Below are 19,475 nucleotides of genomic sequence, written 5' to 3'. Positions count from 1 at the left end.
TGCTTTTATTAATAGACTATTCCGGCAGCAGCGGTACAGTATTAGCACCGTGCGGCATAAGAGTGATGGTATAGTTTTTGCGGTCAAGTTTTTGCACGGCAATCGCTAGGGCTTCTTCCAGGGTGGTGGTGGCAATTAAACCGGCGTTCTCGATGAATTCTTTATTTTGTGGAAGTGTGACAATAATGTGCGGCACTTTTTTAGCCGCGAGACCGGTTTTGAGAGCAATAAAACCAGGAACAGTAAAGGCTTTACGTAGAGCGATTTCACGGTCATAGAGTGACTCGTAGTTAAACCAGCCGCTAAAATCAGGCGGTTCCATAATATCACGACACTCCATCAAAGTAATGATAACACCATCGTCCTTCACGGCCATAAAGGCATTTTCCGTGGTCTTGGTAGCCTGATAGAGATTAATGTCTTTGGGGAAGCCACCAGCGGAGGCAATTACCAAATCGGCTTTGGCGGTAATGGGTACGCCGAAAATATCTTTTACCGTTTGGCAGCCTTCCAACCAGGCAGTGTGCCAATGGCCGGCGACAAATCGGGCAAATTGTCCTTCCGGTGTAAAGACAGCATTGACGAGAAAGACTTGTTTAAGCATAGCTGCCATTTCCATCATGTCTGCATGCATGTTATTGTCATTAAGCTTCCCAGCCATGCAGTTGGGGTTAATACCCTGACCAACAACCTCATGCAGGCAAAAGCTATGATTGCCCTGAATGGTGGAATAACCGGCAACACCTGGCATAATAGCTTTACGGCCACCGGCGAACCCTGCCATGGAGTGGTAGACAATGCCACCAGTCATGATGACCTTGTCAGCAGCAACAACATGTTTGTTAAGATAGGTTTCTACACCACGCGAAGTTTTGCCCATATAGACAAAGTCGGCAGTATTAGGAGCATAGCTTTGGACAAGTTGAACACGGCGTACTGCTTCCTGGCCATAGACTGCGATATTTTCCTGGTCGGTATGTTTGCGGTGGGAACCAAGGCTGACAACGATGGTGATGTTGTTGTCAGGAATGCCGGCACCGTTCAGTTCGTTTAAGAGTGTTGGCAAAAATGCAGGATACGAGATCCACTTACGGGTAATATCGCTGGCAATGATTGCGACTTTGTCGCCAGTTTTGACTACTTCTTGCAGCGGCGGTGAGTCAATTGGATTACGTAATGCTGTTTTTATGGCTGCAGGTACATCGGTAATAGCTTTGACGGCCTTACCTTCAATAATGTGAAGAATTTGCTCTTCTGGTAGAGTGAGTGCGACTTCTTTTTCTCCAAAACCCAATACGATTTCTTTTTGCATATTCATCCCTCCAGCTGATTATATACTCGCTTATATGATATATTTCCTGCTGGCAGGGATTACATTCTAAATCTTGCAGTGATTTCATTAAGGTCGGTAGCCATCGTAGCCAGCGCTTCGGAACTGGAACTGACCTCATGGAGGCTGGCGCTTTGTTCTTCTGCTGAGGCTGCTACTGTTTGGGTGCTGGCACTGGTTTCTTCTGCTACCGTACTGATATTTTGGACATTGTTGACCACAGATTGCATACCATGAGCTGTTTCTTCCACTGCATGGCTAATCTGCTCGATACTGTTTTTGACTTGATCCAGTTTAGTAATGATCGCCTGGAAACCCTGTTGTGTTTCATCAGTTGCTGTTTTGCCTGCTGCTACTTCTGTAGTAGCCTTGGCAACCGCATCTACTGAAAACTGGATATCGGTGGTCATGTGGGCTATGATTTCTTCAATATGGCTGGTAGCGGCAGCGCTTTGCTCGGCCAGCTTGCGGACTTCGTCTGCTACCACCGCGAAGCCTCGTCCGGCTTCGCCGGCTCTGGCTGCCTCAATGGCGGCATTCAAGGCCAGCAGGTTGGTCTGACCAGCGATGTTGTGAATGGTGGTGACAATCTGCTGGATATCATCTGAGCGTTTTACTAGTGATTCTGATACTTGAGTAATAGCTACCATTGATTTTTCGATAGTGGTATTTTGAGTAACAAGCCTGTTGATACGCTGCATTCCCTGATCGGCGTCGCCCACTGCATCCTGAGTAACACTATTGACGTGAGCGGCGCTGGCGCTCATTTGCTCGGCTCCGGCGCCAACCTCTTGGATAACAGCGGAAATATCAGTGATAAGCCTGGTATTCCGGTCAGCCCCAGCGGCAACATCGGTAATGGTTTTGGCGATGTTTTCTGATACTTGCAGCTGCTCATGCACCGACGAAGACAGCTCTTCACTGGAAGCAGCCAGCATATCGGCATTGTTTCTGACCAAGCGGACAATGTCCTGCAGTGCCTGCTTCAGCGCAATAAGCGCATCGGCCATGTCACCGATTTCATCATTGCGGGTGGCATAAATGTTTTTACCAGATAAGTCCAGCTCGCTGAGGGCCAAGAGGTCGCTGCGCAGATTTCCCATTCGATTAGCCAGTTGACGGCTATACCAGATCAGAAGAGCGATAATAGCAAGAATCCCCAGGACGCTGGAGCCAATGACTATTTTAAATACGGTAGCTTGTCGTTCATTGAGCTGGCTGACGCGTTGCTTAAGAGCTGTGTCCTGAGTCGTCATGGCATCGTTGAACAGCTTGTTGACTGTTTCAGTTTTCTGCCGGGTTCCCGCCAGTACGGTGGCATAACTGGCATCATGATTCTGTTTTAAGGCAATGGAATGCTTAATGTCATCAATATAAGAGAGCAGAGCTACCTGCAACTGTTCACTTATCTGTTTACTCTCTACTGCTGTAACCGCGGCGTTAAACGTCTTTATCGCTTCTGAGCTTTGGTTCAGCAGAGTAATGGTGTCGGCTGCATATTTTTCGTCATTATAAGCAACATAACCACGCATGTTGCTCAAGCCTTCATGGAAGTCATCCTGAGCATTTTGTAAAGCCATAGTTCGCGTAACAGCACCGGATAGCATATTCTGATAGCTGTTGCTGGTTTCTTGAATTTCATAAAGGACTATTCCCAGTAGAATGACCATAAGTACTAAGGCAGTTCCCATAAGTACACCCAATTGGGCGCCGATTGGCATACGTTTTTTCATTTCTTATTCCTCCAATTATAGTAATAGTAGAGTTGCAAAGTTTTCAGCAGTCATAGGTAAAAATAGTGTGCGCGGCGTCTAAAATGGGCTGTAAAGATTGTTCTCCAGATGGAAAGTATAACTTTCCCTGGATTGAACGACTAAGGCTTCTGCCGGCGACGCACCCGGATGGTGCTAGTGCCGATTGCGCCATGGATGGCATAGCAATGCGGCCGTCCTAAGGGACTTGGCACAAGCCAAGTCTTTTCTCACCAGCTTGCTACGCAGTACAATTTCGTCCGGTTTGTTTGGCCAGGTATAACTGGTTATCAACTTTATCAATTAGTTGATGCAGATCAGTTTCCAGGCCGGAAAAAGTATGTACGCCGAAACTGGCGGTAATATGAAGCTGGCCTGCCGAGGTTGAGAAGGGAGTCTGCTCAATGATTGTGCGGAATTTTTCTGCAGCTTGATATGCTGGACTTTCCGGGCAGTTGATTAAGACAATCAGAAATTCTTCGCCGCCATACCGGGCAACCCAATCGCCGTTTTTTTGACGAATGTTGTTTTGCAGCTGCGCTGCAAAAAACTTCAGTATTTCATCACCAACCGAATGTCCGTATTGATCGTTAATTTGCTTAAAATAATCAATATCGGCCATGATAACAGAAAAAGGCAGGTTGTGTTGTTGGGACAGGGAAATTTCTAGTGGAAGCTGTTCGTCAATATACCTTCGGTTATAAATGGTGGTTAAGGCATCTTTGATTGCCAAGTCATTGAGTTCGGCGATAGCACGGTAAAGGTTGGTGCTTTTTCCTGGCAGGGGCAGAAAGCTTTCTGCCGTTTTTTCACTGATGCATTTTATAAGCTCAAGCGCTGCAGTGTGTCCGGCTATTTCTAACGGCATAGCGGTAATCATAAAGAATTTTTCTTGTCGCACTTCAATTTTGATAAAGGTTTCTTTTTGCTGGATTGCCTGTAAGGAGACACAATTTTTGCAAGTATGGGCACTGTTTCCCAAGTGATAGCAATCCCACAGACCGTAGACAGCTGGTGGCAGGGAGGCTGGTGCTAGTGGGTCAATGACTCTGGCAATGTCATAGTATTTTTCTAATATCGTCAGATCGGTGAGCAGAGTAGTCAAAATGATCATCTCCTGTTATTACGCCAAAATGTACATGGATTATTATATGCCCCAGATAGGTATTATGTAATTGGACTACAATTATCTTAATTAATGCAAAAAGCATGCCAAAGTTGGCATGCTTTTTGTTTTAGTGGGTTTTCAGTTTAAGATATCAGTATAAATCGTGCTAATTAAGCCCCAAAAAATAAATTGATCGTTATTTTTGCTTGTTGTTATGTTAGAGGTCCACTGTGGTAGGTGCTCACAAAAACTTCCCGGGTGAGAAGTTTTTGTGAGAAGTTTTTGTAAATACTTCATTCATCTTGCTTATGTACTCATAAGCTTTATCTGGTGACAGTGCCGGACTGTATAGATATCCCTGGCAATGCACACGGCCTAGCTGCCGCAATACAGTTCGTTGTTCCTCTGTCTCGACATATTCTACGATTGTTTTAATATTAAGAGAAGCGCAAAGGTTTATAATGGACGAGACAATTTCCTTGCAATTTTTTTCTTTTGCTATATCCATACTTAATGACTTATCAATTTTCAATGTATTTACAGGAAAATTTTTAATATAACTTAGTGAACTATGTCCCATGCCAAAATCATCAATGGCAATCCGCACCCCCATTTGGTACAGGCTATTTAGCATTTTTTTTGTTTTGGTATCAGTATTCATCGCGATATTTTCCGTAATTTCAATTTCAAAATTCGTTGGCTGGATACCGTTTCTGTCAATGGCCTGGGAAATATCTTCCAGAATATTTCCATGATCAAATTGGGTGGCTGATACATTGACAGACATGGTTATATTTATTTTTTTGTCATTCCAGCTTCTAAGTTGCCAACAGGCAGTATCAATAACCCATTTTCCTAAAGAATGAATCATCCCTGACTCTTCAGCAATTACAATAATCAGTGGTGGTGGTATATGACCATAGACTTTGTGGTGCCAACGTAATAAAGCCTCAACACCTGTCACCTGCTCATTTTGATCAATCTGAGGCTGATACTTCAGTGTCAGTTCTTGTTTGGCAAGAGCCTCTCTTAAATCATGTGCTAGAACCCGTGACAGGTTTCCAACAGTATCACGCCGGGCCAAGACAGATTGCGTAACACTGTTAGAAATCGCTAGTTGAAAAAGGGTATCTAGCGCATGGTTCATTTTTAGCGCTTTTTGTTTATTTGCCAGCCACACAAACGGGAGATAAATTGCGACTCCTACCACTATATCGATAAGTTGCAAGACCACCCCTGTCCAAGAATTGGTTGCCATATAACCGCTAAGTAAAATAGGAGTAGTCCAATTAAACACACTATTTGTCAGGGGTACAAAACCAACTGCCATGGCAGTATATGATAGTAATGTCATACTGATAGGCGCTAATATAAAGGGAATTAAATAAATGGGATTAAGTACAATTGGCAAACCAAAGACAAGTAATTCATTAATATTAAAGATACCTGGTAAAATTGATAATTTAGCCAGCCAAGCGGTATTACCTTTTCGTACGATAATCAATATTGCAATAATTAGGCATATTGTTGAACCAGTTCCACCTATTGTAGAATAAGCATCTATAAAGCTAGTAGTTAAAAATTCAGATGGTTGTCCCCCGTCAAGATACATCGTCATGTTTTTATCTGCGGCAGATGCATAAATGCTTTGTTGGATTGCTCCAAGAACATTTTGACCATGAATACCAAAAAACCACAACAACTGTACCATTGCATGAAATATAATCACTGTACTTAGAGTATTCGGCAGTTCCATAAAAGGAAATTTGATAAGGTCGTAAACCAGTTGATGGATGTCCATAACATCTCCGGTAATTGTCACAAACTTAAGTAGTGAAAAAATAAGTAAAGTGATTGCAGCTGGAAATATTCCTGCTACTGCCTGTGAAATAACCGGCTCAGCTTCATCAAAAAAAATACTGGGGCGAATTTTTTTTATGGAACTTAAATACAGAAAAATCTCTGTTGCGGCTAATGCTGTTAATATTGCCGGCATTAGCCCGAATACACCTAACCAGTTAAGGGGGAGTCCTAGTGCCCCTTGGTTTCGTAACGGCTGCATTATTGCAATCAAGCAAGTCAATGATACAATAGACGTCATTTTCGGATAAATAGACCCATTTTGTGCTAGTACACTGGATTTTGCTAAAAAATAACTAATTGACAACACTAATAAGACGGACAGCATGCCAAATGTTGAGTTGTATATGGCGCTGCCAATTGTTTTCCACTGAGAACCCAGTATGTTGATCATAAATTGCTGATAAACTGGTAGTGGCAAATTTATAAACATATTTGCAAATGAACCAATTACCACGAAAGGTGTATTGAGCAAGAGCCCTCGTCTGATTGCAGTAATATGTCTTTGTTCAGCTATTTTTTCTGACAACTCCGCAAGTCTTTTAAAAGGCAGGTGTGTAAGATTATTTCTGGTCTTAAAGGGAGCATTGCCATCCATCGTAACCTCCTAGTATAAATAAAAAGCAGCAAGATATTGGTTTGCTAAGAAATGAACACTTACTGATGAGCGACTCTAAAATTAATTTTCGTGGTTTTTCATCGACAGTGCTTTTTAGTACAATAAGAGATAGCCATTTTGGCAGTTCTGATTAATGGTTTTTTGAAGGGTTTCACTGTGTATCTTGGTTATAACTGGAATTTTGCTATGGCAACTTGTAAGTCGGTAGCTAACGTAGCCAGGCTTTGACTGGCGGAGGCAATTTCCTGCATAGATGCAGATTGCTCCTCGGTAGCTGCTGAAACATTCTGTGATTCGGATGCTGCCTGTTTGCTGGCCATATCAATTTCTTGAATTGATTCAACAAGTGTCTGATTGCCAGTGGCAATCTCGTGGATGGATTCGGAAATGTCTTTGATTTGATCGGATAGATGGAGAATGGCCGCTACAATCTTTTGGAAATTTTCCCCGGTATTATGGACAAGAGAAATGCCTGTTTGAATACCGGCAGCTCCAGTTTGGGTAGTAGCAACAACTTGCCCCAGGTTAGTTTGATTTTTTTCAACAAGTAAGCCAATTTGGTGGGCAGCTTGGTTGGATTCTTCGGCCAATTTTCGAACTTCTTCGGCGACGACGGCAAAGCCACGTCCTTGCTCACCCGCCCGCGCTGCTTCAATAGCGGCGTTTAAGGCTAAGAGATTGGTTTGTCCGGCAATGGAAGAGATGAGGGTAACGATTTCGCCGATTTCCTGGGAGCTTTTGTTTAATTCTGCGATAGAGGCTTGTGTAGCAGCAGCGCCTTTGCCAATTTCATTCATTTGTTCGACGGTTTGCTCTACTGTCTGTTGGCCTTGTTCTGCTGCCTGGGCGGTAGCGGTTGCAATGCTGGATATATCTTTTGCTGTTTGAGAAATTTGGTTTACTTGATCTGACATGGTTTGTGCCACAGTCATAATTTGATTAGCAGATGTCGCCTGCTTTTCCGCTCCATGGGCAACTTCGGTGATGGAACCGGCGACCTGATTGGCCGCATCTGCTGATTGATGGGCGCTGGCTGTCAATTCTTCACTAGAGGCGGCTAACTGGTTTGATTCAGATTGAACTTGCTGTACCAGTTTACGCAAATTTTGATTCATAAGGATGATGTTGTCTGACAATTGCCCAAACTCGCTTTTGTCCTGAATGGTTTTTTGAATGGATTTTAACTGGCCAGCGGCAATATCCTGAGTGATCTGATTGATACGGATGATGGGGCGGACAAATGAGTTACTTTGCCAAAAGGTAATTCCTAGAACAAGCAGCAGGCAAAAGATGGACAGGCCGATCAGGGTTCGGGATAAAGCGGTAATTTCACTGGCGGCATCTGCTTTCGTTGTGGACATGAAAAGAACCCAATGTTGACCACCGGGCAGTTCAATCGGAGTGAAGGAACCAACTTGTTCCAAACCTGTGGGTTCTTTATATTCCAAGCGGACACGCATATTTTTTTCCGTGGATTCGGCAAAAGCAGCTATGAATTTAGGGTCAAGAGCGGTGTTGCTGTCCAGTTGTTTTTTTAGTTCAGCAGAAATTTCTCCGGTTTTTACGTTCATGCTGCCAGCTAACTCGGGGCGGGTGGGATGAGCTAAATATACGCCGCTGTCATCAAGCAACGCTCCATAACCCTGTTGCTTAAATTTGATGTCTTTGATAATTGGCAATAGTTTATCCAGCGAGTAGGTGCCAAATAAGACACCGGTCACTTGATCGGCGTAGATAACCGGAACGCATAGGGTAATTGATTGCTTTTGGTTGGCACGTGAGAGAAATACTTCTGAAATATATGGTTTTTTCGTGCTGACAACTTTATTAAAATACTCCCTGTCGGCAACATTGATTACGACACCGGCTCCGTTAATGGTTGAGCCATCCAAAGAAGAAAAAACAATATCGTCATATTTACCAATGCGCTGCATGGCTTCCTGTAAGGCAGGTTGAATCTGTACTTTGTCGCCGCTTTGCAACCGGGCAATGCTGGCGAGGTCTTCCAATTGGGTAATTGCCATACTGAGTTCCGAGTCTACGTGCGCGGCGGCACTGGCAGCTACTGCCTGCTCTGTTTGATTCAGACTCTCTTCCAGATATTTTTCGGAAAAGTAATAACCGATGCCAGATACGACCAGCAGTGTGCCGACAACAAGACCGGCAATGAGACACATAAGCCGAAAACGAATGCTGTGTGTCAGGTACATGTCTTTTTCATCTCCTTTTTGGGGTTCTGCCTACTTGTTTTGCAAAGTTAAGTATTGGGGTCATTATAAGCGATATAACACGCAGATTGCGCAGCTCTTAATGAAAATCACACGCCCCATTTTTATATTTTTTAGATGTCGTTGGCATGCATTCGGGGCTGTCGACACTGGTTAATTCCAACAGAGTGACACCCAGAGCGATGGAAAGCTGTTGGAAATAGATGATTCCTGGATTTTTACGTTTACCAGATTCGATTTCACTGATGGCCGATTGAGGGACTTTTGAAATAGTCGCTAATTGGTTTTGGGATAAGCCTTTGCGTTCTCGCAATAGCAGCAATTGCTTTCCAATATTACTCATTTCACCACCTCCAATATGGATTATAACATAATTCTATCCTTTTAAGTATTAATGTCAATACTTAAAAGGATAGTGAATGCTGAAAATATTTATGCTACATTAGCCATACGAATCCGTATAGCAAAGGAGCACTATTATGAATGTAGGGCAAAAAATAAAAGCAATTCGGGAATCTCAAAACATCAGCATGAATAGTCTGTCAAAAATATGCGAAGTGTCGCAGGCGAATTTAAGTCGTATTGAAAGTGGACAACAGCAACCAGCTTTCGATACATTGGAACGTATTATTACTGCTTTAGGTTTTACTCTTGTTGATTTTTTTTCAACAGACAATTCCGAATTAGAACCAGATTTAAAGCGTTTGCTTGATATTATTCGAACATTAAAACCCCAACAGAAACAGGCTTTGCAGGTATTCTTAGAACAAATGAAAAAATAGGATAATAGTTCTTATATGTTTAAAAATGCAAAAAGCATGCCAAACTTAGCATGCCTTTTGTTTATTTGCTTTTCAGCTGTTATAGAGTCTGATAATGTACCAATATAATATCAAAAAATTGGTGATCTTCCATTTTTTTTATTATAGTTACGGTAAAATTTAGACAAGGAAAGGGTTGCAAAAACTTCCCAGTGGGAAGTTTTTGTGAGAAGTTTTTGTAATTATGCCAGATGTTGTTCTTTCTTATTGCGCATTTCTTCTAGGCGATAGGATAATGCTCTGCGGGAAATCCCCAAATAATTGGCTGTAGCTGATTGATTGTTATTATGTGCCGCCAAAATCTTCAGGATGATGTCCTCAGTGTAGTTTTTTAACGGATAACCCTGTAATGGAAAAGGAAGCTCGATCATCCCGCCGTGCTCAGGTAAGGAAGAAGTTTCTTCGCGTTGTGGTTGTAATAGTCCGATAATGTGTTCCGGCTTTAGTTCTTTATCATTATAGGCAAAGGTGGCATATTCGATAATGTTCCGCAATTCCCGGACATTCCCGGGCCAGTTATATTCTTCCATAATCCTTGCTGTTTGCGGAGCAATTGTGGCAAACTGCTTCTTCTTGTGTCGCGAAAATTCCTGTAAGAACATAGTAGCCATTGGCAGAATTTCCTCTTTACGCTTTCTCAGCGGCGGAATGACAATATGCGCAACTTTTAAGCGGAAATATAGATCTTTCCGGAAAGTGCCATGTTCGACGCCTTGCTCCAAAGGTATATTGGTTGCACAGACAGCGCGGATATCAGTTTTAATTTTCTTCAAACCGCCTACCCGGTAAAAATCTTTTTCCTGCAATACACGGAGTAATTTTCCCTGTAAATCAGAAGGAATTTCACCGATTTCGTCAAGTAACAAGGTTCCGCCATGTGCTAAATCGAATTTCCCTTTGGCGCCTTTGGCCATACTGCCGGTAAAAGAGCCTGCTTCATAGCCGAAAAGTTCGCTCTCAAACAGAGTCGGCGCCAGTGCAGCGCAATTAATATCCACAAAAGGGGCAGCACTCAAGGGATCAAAATTGCTCCCGTAGTGAATCAACTTGGCAATTACTTCTTTGCCGGTGCCAGTTTCACCCTCAATTAAGACAGGAATGGAGCGGTCTGCGTGAAGTTGCTCGGCTTGTTGAAAAATTGCCTGCATGCATTCTGAAAAAACACCTACTGAACCAATGATAGATTCTGCTACAATTTGTTTTATCTGGACAAGCTCACGCCGGGTTTCTTCGGTTGCGGCATGTACCTCGTCATGAAAGCGTTCTGTCAGGTTTTTATTTTCTCGCAAAAGTGTCTGGTGTTCGGCAACCCGCTCAATGACAGAATTCAGTTCTTCCGGATTTACGGGTTTTGCCAGATAATCATAGACTCCTGCACGTAATGCGGTAACCGCCGAGTTTAAGTCAGCATAGCCTGTGAAGAGAACAATATCGGTTTGCCAGCTATTGGGTAATTTTTTAATAGCTTTAGCCAGTTCAATGCCAGACAAACCTGGCATCTGAATATCTGATAATACCATGGGGTAATTATCAGTAGAAAATTTTTCCAAGGCTTCCACGCCGTTGGCACACTCGGTTACTTCATGGTTCTGATGCTTTAAAAACCACAGCATAGCCTGGCGGCTATGCTGTTCATCATCTATGAGCAATATCTTCATGCGCTATCCCACCTTGTTGCTAAAACTTGGTTAAAAATTTATATTCGCAATTTTTTAAGCATACTGGCAAGAAGGTCAGTTTGAACCGAAATTTTTTCCATACAGTCGGAGAGTTCTTCATCAGGTAGTTTTTCCCCCTGCTTTAGTAAAAAGAGGATACCGCCAGCAATCATTTTTATCGAATTAAGCGGTTGATTAAGGTCATGAAAAAGTTTTGCAGGCATTTGGGTTAGAGAATCAGGTACAGATTCTCTAACTGGCAGGTTAGCTAATGCAGCCAGAACTGTTTCTGCAAAATTTTCGTCTTTTAGGATGTAGGTGATTCCCAGACTGGTCGCTTTCCGGACAATGATTTCATCGGTTTCACTGGTTAAAATTAGAAACAGTAGGTCAGGATATTCAGTATGGACTTGTTCAAAGAGTGCAAGTCCATTGGTATCTGGCAAATACATATCAGAGATAATGCCAACATATTCGTTACCATTGTGTAGCTTTTGCAAGGCTTCTGTACCGCTCTCGACACCGGTTACTTCATAGTTCTCTGTTTCCAGAGTTAAGATAATCATTTCTCGCATAAAGCTGTCATCTTCAATAAGCAGCAATTTTATGGGAGAATTGTTTGCGTTTGTAGGTTTATTCATAGTTCATCCCTTTCAAACGTATTACCCGATGACGTTTTTCAGTGTTTCAATAAGGTTAGTTTGATCAAAGGCACCTTTAACAATATAGGCGTTGGCACCAACCTGAATACCCCGCCTTTTATCTTCTGCCTTTTCGCGGGAGGTTACAATTATTATCGGAATTTGTTGATAACGCTCATCTTGACGCAAATGTGAAGTAAGGCTGAAGCCATCGAGCTGAGGCATTTCCACGTCGGTTATAACAGCATCATATACTTTTTTGTCAGTTTTTTCAATAGCTTCCAGCCCGTTTTCGGCCAAGTCTACCTGGTAGCCATAGGACTCTAGAATGCTTTTTACAATATCCCTGGTGTTGACAGAATCATCGACAACCAAAATGGTTCTGTATTGTTTTTGCGAGTCAGTTTCTGAAGAAATTCCTGCAGGCACTTTATTTTTGCGAGACTGCTTTAGTAGTGCTGCGACTCCGAGCACACTGATTATTTCATCATTGCTGCCTACAGTAAAACCAGAAAGCAACGCAAGTGGCTTTAGCGCTGAAGGTAAAGGTTTTATAACCATGTCGGCTTCACTTATGAGAGTATCAACAATTAGACCTAGTCTTTCCGCGCCTGATGCCAGTAAGATAATCAACAACTCAGATCGTTCATGCGGTACGGTTTGCGGGCAACTTAAAATAGTCTCAAGTTCCTCCAGGGGGACAATTTGCTCACGTACGCGTAGGGCTCGTTTGTCGACGACATAGATAATTTGGCTGGCAGGTACCATTATTATTTCCTGAACCGAGTAGGTGGGAATGGCGAAGGTGTGGTTGGCGGCTGCCACAAGTAACATTCGTGACAGTGCTAGCGTGATGGGGACTTTCAGCAGAAATGTAGTTCCTTCTCCGGCGCGTGTTTGGATGCTGACAGAGCCCTTAAGCTTCTCTGTAATTGTTTGTTTCACAACATTCATTCCTACACCGCGCCCGGATATGTCGGTAATAATGGGACTTGTGCTAAAACCAGATAAAAAGAGCAAATCCAGCAATTCCATTTCTGTCAAGGTACTTACAGCATCTTCAGTTAGCAGTCGTTTCTTTACAGCAGTTGTTTTTATCTGATCTAAAGAGATGCCTGCCCCGTCATCATGGAGCACGATAGTGACTCCGCCCGAATCGTAAAAAGCGGATAACCGGATGATGCCATATGACTTTTTACCTGCCATAACCCGGTCTTGCGGCAATTCAATACCGTGGTCAACGGCATTACGAACCATATGGAGTAAACAGTCGCCCAACTGCTCAATAATTTTGCGATCAAGTTCGGTATTGCCGCCCTCCACTTGAAATTCAATTTCTTTGCCTGTTGTGCGAGTAAGATCTCTGACTACCCGGTTAATTTTATCAAAAACGGTTGCTAACGGCAGCATGCGTATTTTCAATGATCGTTCCTGCAGGTCAGCAGTCAGAAGGTTTTCGATTACAGCGTCATTGCGCAGGGAATCTTGAAATTTTGACAATTGACTGTGCATAGCGGCTAAGGTGCCTGTCAATTCCTTAAAAACAGGTGTCTGTTCATTGGTAAGAGCTTGGCAGGATGCTAACGCAAGACTTGTTGTTGATAATCGCATGATATCGCGGACTATACTGACTTGCTGTTTTTTTCGATATTGAAAGGAAATGATTTCTCCCATCAACTGGATTAATTCATCTAGTCGCTCTGCGCGTATTTGGACAAAATCATGTGGTATATTTGAACCGACATCCTGGACACAATCGTTTGTTACTGTGGCAGAAGTTTGATCTGGACATTTTTCCTGGTTATCAGCGGTATCTTTCTGCAGAAATTCCTCTAGTTCAAAGCAGACCGGGGGCAATGGTTCCGGCAAGGGGGCCTCGGCAGCAACTGCAGCAAGGAGTTGGCGAATCGTATCAACGCCTTTTAATAACAGATCCATTACTTCTTGAGAAAGGTTGCTTTGTCCACTTCTCAGCAGCTCAAAAACATCTTCCATTCGGTGTGCTACTGTTGAAATACCTGTTAATTTTAGCATGCGGGCAGCGCCTTTTATCGTATGCGCAGCCCGAAAAACCGAATCAAGAATCTCTGAGGAAAAGCCTTGTGCCTCTAATGTGAGTAATTCTTTTTCAATTTGATCGCAATGTTTCGCGGCTTCTACTGTAAATTTAGTCAAAAGAAGTTTGATATTTAATGCCATACTGCCATACCCCTCCTTCAGTAGGGATTTAGTGGTCATAAGCCTGCAATTTTGCTATATTGTGCTGGCATAATCGGATAAAGTTATCGAGCTCAAACGGCACTAAAAAAAAGCTTAACCCATGTTTTTCAAAGTTGCCTTGTTTGAGTATTTTCATAGCCACTTCATATTCCCGCTTGGCGTAAGGGGCTTCTTCTGGCAGTTGATACATTTCTGCCAGAAAGAAATGAGCCAGCCAGCATTCGGGATACACATACACCGCTTCCTTAAAGCGTTGGATGGCCTCTGAATGTTTTCCGGTAAGCTTGGCTGCTATGCCAAGGAGCAGATAAGCTTCCAAGCAAAAAGTATCTATCATCAGCGCTGTCTGGCACAGTTCGATTGCAGCTTCCACTTGCTCATGATTCAGAAGAATATTGGCTTTTAAGGTATAAGCCTTAATGAAAAATGAATCAACGGCAAGGATTTCGTCCAGACGGCTAATGGCCTCAGGATATTCTTTCAATTTCACTAATTCCAGTGCAGCGGTGAACCGTTCGTGGCAGCGAGCGCCTTTGGCAGCTAATGACAAAGGTGATTGCCGCATACTGGTTGTTAAACTGGAACGAACTGTTTGCGGTGCAAGTTTAGGTGAGTGTTTCTTTAGGTGTGATGGGGGAATTTGCCTTGGCAGGTCAGCAGATAGGTACTGTTTATTTGTTGCAGTTATCTCTCTGGCAACAGCAGCGCGGCCAGTCGTTGCTTCAACAGCTTGTTTTTGGTAATAAAATGCGTCACCATTTTTAACCAGTGATAGTAGCTTATTATTGTGATATAAAGTTTCCGTACAGCTTAGAAACAAGCAGCCGTCAGCATTTAGCAACTCAGACAAACGACGAAAGACTGCTTTCTGTTGCTCTTTAGAAAAATAAATGGAGACATTCCGATAAAATACGATATCCATGTTTTGCGTCCAATCCGGATACGCTTGCGCAAATAAGTTTAACGATTCAAACCGTACTTTTTTTTTGATATGGCTTTTAATCATAAAACTCTCTTTTGATACGCGATCAAAGCAACTATCACGGATATCATTGGGACAGGAACGAAAAGAATATAAGCCATATAAACCGGCTTGCGCCTTTTTTATGGCTTCTTTGTCCACATCAACACCGATTATTTCAAAGTCCCAATCAATTCCTGCGCCAGGTATTGTAAGAGCAGTTATTGCCATAGAATAGGCTTCTTCACCTGTTGAGCAACCGGCGCTCAACAGGCGAAGAAAAGGAAGGTGTTTCCCGGTTTTTAGTAACCGGGGAATGACCTGCTTACTCATAGTAGCAAGGTGGGCCGGTTCACGGAAAAAATAAGTCTCATGAATAGTTAAAAGGTTAATAAGCAGCAATAATTCGTCTTCTTGTTGCTGCACCAACTGCAAATAGTCGTTAATAGTGAAAATTTTACATACTTCCATACGTTCACGGACAGCTTCTTGTAACAGTTTCAGTCGTTGCTGACGAAATTCCAGCCCATACTGCTGGTTGATGAACAGGCTAAGTTTTTCTAAATCAAGCTCTGCCAGCATAGTTGGCTTCATTATCATAAGGCAAGCACCTTAATCAATGTGGACGAGATATCCTTTTCTGCCACAATAAAATCGGCTAAACCAGCTTCAATTACTAGTCTGGGCATGTTGTAGATAAGTGAAGTTTGTTCATTTTGAGCGATAGTAACACCGCCGGCTGCTTTAATGGCTCGCATTCCTTTAACTCCGTCTTCCCCCATGCCTGTCAGAATAATGCCGATTGCTCCTTTACGGTAGACATGCGCTACCGAAGAAAGCAGCATATCACAGGAGGGATGATAGATATGCCCGGGTGAATAGGGTAGTAGTTCCATGTTGCCATTTACATCTACCTGCACGTTATATTCCGGCGGGGCAATCAATACTCTACCTGGAAGCAAAGAATCGGATTGTGACGCCACCTTTACGGTAAGTGGTGTTTGCGAATCAAGCCAGTCTGCCAGCGCTTCGGCAAAACCTTCCGAAATATGTTGTGCAATAACAATCGGAGCCGGAAAATCAGCAGAGAGTTGTGAAAGCATGGTTCCCAGTACTTTTGCGCCACCTAAGGAGGAGGCTATGGCTACTGCTCTGGTGTGACGGTTTGTCTGGGTCTTGGTGATAATCGATTTTGATTTCGCTTGCCTGTGGCCGGTGATATGCCTGATCACTTTTACTCCAGCCAGTAGTTTGAGCTTATGAATGAATGGCCGATAATTGCTGGAATCAATACTGGGTTTTTCAACAACTTCCAAGGCGCCTCTGCTTACTGCTTCGTACGCTAAATGCGCATCATTATCGGCAGTAACAACTATGATCGGAGTAGGATTATTCTGCATAATGACTTCAATGGCTTCTAAGCCATCCATGACAGGCATCGCGATATCCATAATAATTAGATCAGGATGCAGCAGGAAAGCCTGTTTGATTCCTTCTTCGCCATTGGCGGCTTCACCGACTATCTTAATGCCAGGTTCTTCTGCTAAAAGCCCAGTTATAAACTCCCGTACAATCGGGCAATCGTCAACAAGCAGTACTCGAATAACGTACTTTTGAACAACCATAGAATCCCCGCCTAACCGCTGACTTGATCAGCTGCTGCAACCTTTTTACCATGTTCAACGACACGTTCCAGTTCTTCGGCCAAAATAGCCAATTCTTTACTAATTGTTTTTGTTTGTTGTATCATCGCGGTATTGTCGTTTGTTCCCTGTTTAATCTGTCGTAACGCCGTTAGGACTTGTTCGCCGGCGGTTTGTTGTTGCTGGATAGAAAGAACAATTTGCTGGACTGCATCGGTTGTCTGGTCTGCTGCGGTTTCTATGTCATAGATAATAGAAACCGTACGTTCCGAATAGGCCATCCCTTCTTCAATTCCTTTAGTATTCTTTTCAGAAGCAACTACCTGTCGGCTTACTGCCGCCACAATTTCATTACTTTTTGATTCAATCTCTTTTGTTGATTCCATGACACTATCTGCCAAGCGTCTGATTTCTAAAGCAACTACCCCAAACCGTTTGCCGGCTTCCCCGGCGCTGGCTGCCTCTAGTGCGGCATTAAAGGCAATCAAGCGGGTTTGACTTGCGATACTATTAATAAACTCCATGATTTTGTTAACTTCTTTCGACTTATGGCCTAAGGCAACAATCTCCTGAATATTAACTTGATTATCGTTATAGATTTCTTTCATTTTTTCCATCAAGGCCTCAACTTCAGCAACGCCTTGCCTGGTCCTTTGCAACGTTTGCGCAGCACTATCGGCCACTCCCTGACTATGGTTGCTAATTAAAATAGCTGATGAGGAAAATTCCTCCATAGTTGCGGAAATTTCACTTACCGAAGAGGAAAGCTCAAGCGAAAAGCTAGCCTGGGTTGTCACGGTTTCATCCATTTTTGTCGCATATGTATTTACTTTGGTAATGGCTCCGGTCAGTGGCTGGGTTATATAGCGGTTAATTAAGAAACCGGCAGCAGCAATAATAAGTACAAGTGCAAAAGCTGCTATCAGCAAATATCTTTGCACCGTATTCCATACCTCTTGTTGAATAGAGCTTTCTTCTTTATGGACAGCCGCTGCTACATCATCAAGATATACGCCTGTTACTACCAGCCAGTTCCACTTGCCAATGACCTTGCCATACGATAATTTGGATTCGGTTTTTGAGGAACCTGGTTTTAGCCAGGTGTATTGTATTGTACTTTCGCCGTTTTCTTTGCATTGTTCAAGCAGCTTCAGCAAAAAGACTTGATTATCGGCATCTTTTATCGTTGCTAAAGGCTGGCCTTCCAGCAGTTGATCAATATGGACAGCCATACTGCCATTGGTATTGATAACCAAAAAGTATCCATCAATACCATAGCGGGCATTGCGCACAAATTGTTTAGCCTCTTCTTCTGTCATTAAGGATGCAGTACTGGAAATGGCTTCAACAAGGTTTTTCATGTTATCTGTTTTCTGCTTATAAAGCATATCCTGGTATTCGTGCAACCGGACTTCGCCGCGCTGCAGTGTACTAATAACAGAAACATAGGACAATACAGCCACTAAACAACACATGAAAAGCGCCATAAGTCCGATAATTTTTACCTTAAGACTACTATTCATTTCTACACGCTCCTTGTGACTGCATCGCATATCTAGTTATCGATACTACTTGCAAGTCGTTTAAATAGTTGATTCTTATAAAAGTCAATCAGTATTATTACGCCGCTTTTCTGCGGTAAAAGTCCCCATATGCCTTTTTTCCCAGATGCCACAGTCAAAACAGCAGGCAGTTTATGAATGTCGCTGACTTGGAAGGTTGTTACTTCGTCAGGTTCAGGAATGAGGATTGGCGTTTGCAGTTGCTGTTTGATGAGTAGCATTTTTGAATAAGGACAGTTCATAACAGGATCTGCGGCCAGCAATTGTTCAAAGCCTACAGAGGATTCGGTTGTATCAAAATTCGTCAAATAAGCAATCTGATCAATATCAATACCATAACGGTTGTCCCCTAACGAAATGATCAATAGTTGAAGTTCATTTTGGTCTATATCCATAACCACGTTAGGAAGTCGCCTTCTCTATAAGTAAGGAAGCATCCAAAACTGTTACCATATTACGCCTATATTCAAACTGATTTAACGCAAAACGCTTGAAACGTTCGTCCAGGGTTGGCAGTAACTGGGTAGTTTCAGAAACAGGCACCTCAACAACATCTACGATAGTATCCACTAGAATTCCAGTTCGTCCGTCCCCGGCCCGTACCATTACCACGAAATTATCTGCTGTTTTTGAACTAGTCTCATTTATACTAAGTATCTGCTTTACATCAAGTACTGCCGCCACATCGCCGCGGACGTTGATTACTCCTGGAATAAGCGCGGTTGCACCAGGAATCCATGTTATGGTTGTATATGGCAGTATTTCACGAGTTTGGCTGCCACCAAAAGCAAACAAATAGCCTCCAAGCTGAAAAATAAAGAAACAAATTTGTTCTTCATCTATTGCGACGATCTTTTCGGTAAGATTATGGGCCTCAATCTGGCGAAGAATAGTGTCACTTTTAAATGATTCATCTGCCACCTTTCGCTTGCCCTCCCTCAATTATGCTATATTTCTCTATAATATAGCATGAAGCTGTTTTAATTTACCAGCATTTTTCGCACTATAGGCATCAAGAAATGTACAAAAAAAGACAGACCAGAGCGATTAAGCAGGCCTGCGAACTAGACGAA

At 42.9% G+C, this 19,475-nt stretch carries 16 protein-coding genes; 2 read left to right on the top strand and 14 right to left on the bottom strand.

Features of this window, described 5'->3' with window-relative positions; genetic code table 11:
- Positions 1-16: 16 nt before the first annotated feature.
- A complete protein-coding gene (larAH10, locus tag ACZ449_RS16580; RefSeq protein ID WP_464257171.1) occupies positions 17-1,312 on the bottom strand; it encodes an NPN-dependent 2-hydroxyacid racemase, LarAH10 family in 1,296 nt (431 codons plus the stop codon).
- A 59-nt stretch (positions 1,313-1,371) separates the two neighbouring features.
- The gene (locus ACZ449_RS16575) at positions 1,372-3,063 is read right to left on the bottom strand and encodes a methyl-accepting chemotaxis protein (RefSeq protein WP_464257170.1); all 1,692 of its coding nucleotides are present in this window, start codon (positions 3,061-3,063) and stop codon (positions 1,372-1,374) included.
- Between the two features lie 83 nt (positions 3,064-3,146).
- On the opposite strand from ACZ449_RS16575, the gene ACZ449_RS16570 reads away from it, so the two are divergent.
- Positions 3,147-3,284 (top strand): hypothetical protein, encoded by a 138-nt coding sequence (locus ACZ449_RS16570; RefSeq protein WP_464257169.1) that lies wholly within the window; start codon positions 3,147-3,149, stop codon positions 3,282-3,284.
- A 38-nt stretch (positions 3,285-3,322) separates the two neighbouring features.
- On the opposite strand, the gene ACZ449_RS16565 is transcribed toward ACZ449_RS16570, so the two are convergent.
- From ACZ449_RS16565 to ACZ449_RS16550, 4 genes are all read right to left on the bottom strand, one after another.
- On the bottom strand, positions 3,323-4,186 hold the full coding sequence (locus ACZ449_RS16565) for a GGDEF domain-containing protein (protein ID WP_464257168.1): 864 nt from the start codon (positions 4,184-4,186) through the stop codon (positions 3,323-3,325).
- 244 nt (positions 4,187-4,430) lie between these two features.
- Positions 4,431-6,647: an EAL domain-containing protein gene (locus tag ACZ449_RS16560; protein WP_464257167.1), complete on the bottom strand. Its 2,217-nt coding sequence runs from the start codon at positions 6,645-6,647 to the stop codon at positions 4,431-4,433.
- A gap of 188 nt (positions 6,648-6,835) precedes the next feature.
- Positions 6,836-8,878: a methyl-accepting chemotaxis protein gene (locus tag ACZ449_RS16555; RefSeq protein ID WP_464257166.1), complete on the bottom strand. Its 2,043-nt coding sequence runs from the start codon at positions 8,876-8,878 to the stop codon at positions 6,836-6,838.
- Between the two features lie 97 nt (positions 8,879-8,975).
- Complete coding sequence (locus ACZ449_RS16550; protein ID WP_464257165.1) at positions 8,976-9,239, bottom strand: helix-turn-helix domain-containing protein; 264 nt, start codon at positions 9,237-9,239, stop codon at positions 8,976-8,978.
- Between the two features lie 136 nt (positions 9,240-9,375).
- On the opposite strand from ACZ449_RS16550, the gene ACZ449_RS16545 reads away from it, so the two are divergent.
- Positions 9,376-9,678: a helix-turn-helix domain-containing protein gene (locus tag ACZ449_RS16545; protein ID WP_464257164.1), complete on the top strand. Its 303-nt coding sequence runs from the start codon at positions 9,376-9,378 to the stop codon at positions 9,676-9,678.
- Between the two features lie 221 nt (positions 9,679-9,899).
- Here the strand turns inward: ACZ449_RS16545 and ACZ449_RS16540 are convergent, their stop codons facing one another.
- The 8 genes from ACZ449_RS16540 to ACZ449_RS16505 are packed head-to-tail and all read right to left on the bottom strand — an operon-like array spanning position 9,900 to position 19,323.
- Positions 9,900-11,375: a sigma-54-dependent transcriptional regulator gene (locus ACZ449_RS16540; protein WP_464257163.1), complete on the bottom strand. Its 1,476-nt coding sequence runs from the start codon at positions 11,373-11,375 to the stop codon at positions 9,900-9,902.
- A 38-nt stretch (positions 11,376-11,413) separates the two neighbouring features.
- Positions 11,414-12,016, bottom strand: a complete 603-nt coding sequence (locus ACZ449_RS16535; RefSeq protein WP_464257162.1) for a response regulator — start codon at positions 12,014-12,016, stop codon at positions 11,414-11,416.
- Positions 12,017-12,037: 21 nt separating this feature from the next.
- Complete coding sequence (locus ACZ449_RS16530) at positions 12,038-14,215, bottom strand: hybrid sensor histidine kinase/response regulator (RefSeq protein ID WP_464257161.1); 2,178 nt, start codon at positions 14,213-14,215, stop codon at positions 12,038-12,040.
- Positions 14,216-14,243: 28 nt separating this feature from the next.
- On the bottom strand, positions 14,244-15,797 hold the full coding sequence (locus tag ACZ449_RS16525; RefSeq protein ID WP_464257160.1) for a CheR family methyltransferase: 1,554 nt from the start codon (positions 15,795-15,797) through the stop codon (positions 14,244-14,246).
- Positions 15,794-16,822 (bottom strand): chemotaxis-specific protein-glutamate methyltransferase CheB, encoded by a 1,029-nt coding sequence (cheB, locus tag ACZ449_RS16520; protein ID WP_464257159.1) that lies wholly within the window; start codon positions 16,820-16,822, stop codon positions 15,794-15,796. The genes ACZ449_RS16525 and cheB overlap by 4 nt, the downstream gene beginning before the upstream one ends.
- Before the next feature lie 11 nt (positions 16,823-16,833).
- Positions 16,834-18,363: a methyl-accepting chemotaxis protein gene (locus ACZ449_RS16515; protein WP_464257158.1), complete on the bottom strand. Its 1,530-nt coding sequence runs from the start codon at positions 18,361-18,363 to the stop codon at positions 16,834-16,836.
- A gap of 32 nt (positions 18,364-18,395) precedes the next feature.
- Positions 18,396-18,803 carry a hypothetical protein gene (locus tag ACZ449_RS16510; RefSeq protein WP_464257157.1) on the bottom strand — a complete coding sequence of 136 codons (408 nt, stop codon included), beginning with the start codon at positions 18,801-18,803 and terminating at the stop codon, positions 18,396-18,398.
- A gap of 1 nt (position 18,804) precedes the next feature.
- Positions 18,805-19,323, bottom strand: coding sequence for a chemotaxis protein CheW (locus ACZ449_RS16505; protein WP_464257156.1), 519 nt, complete (start codon positions 19,321-19,323; stop codon positions 18,805-18,807).
- Between the last annotated feature and the right edge of the window lie 152 nt (positions 19,324-19,475).

The sequence above is a fragment of the Desulfosporomusa polytropa genome (genome assembly GCF_055380075.1).
This window is presented reverse-complemented; position numbering and strand designations above follow the sequence as displayed.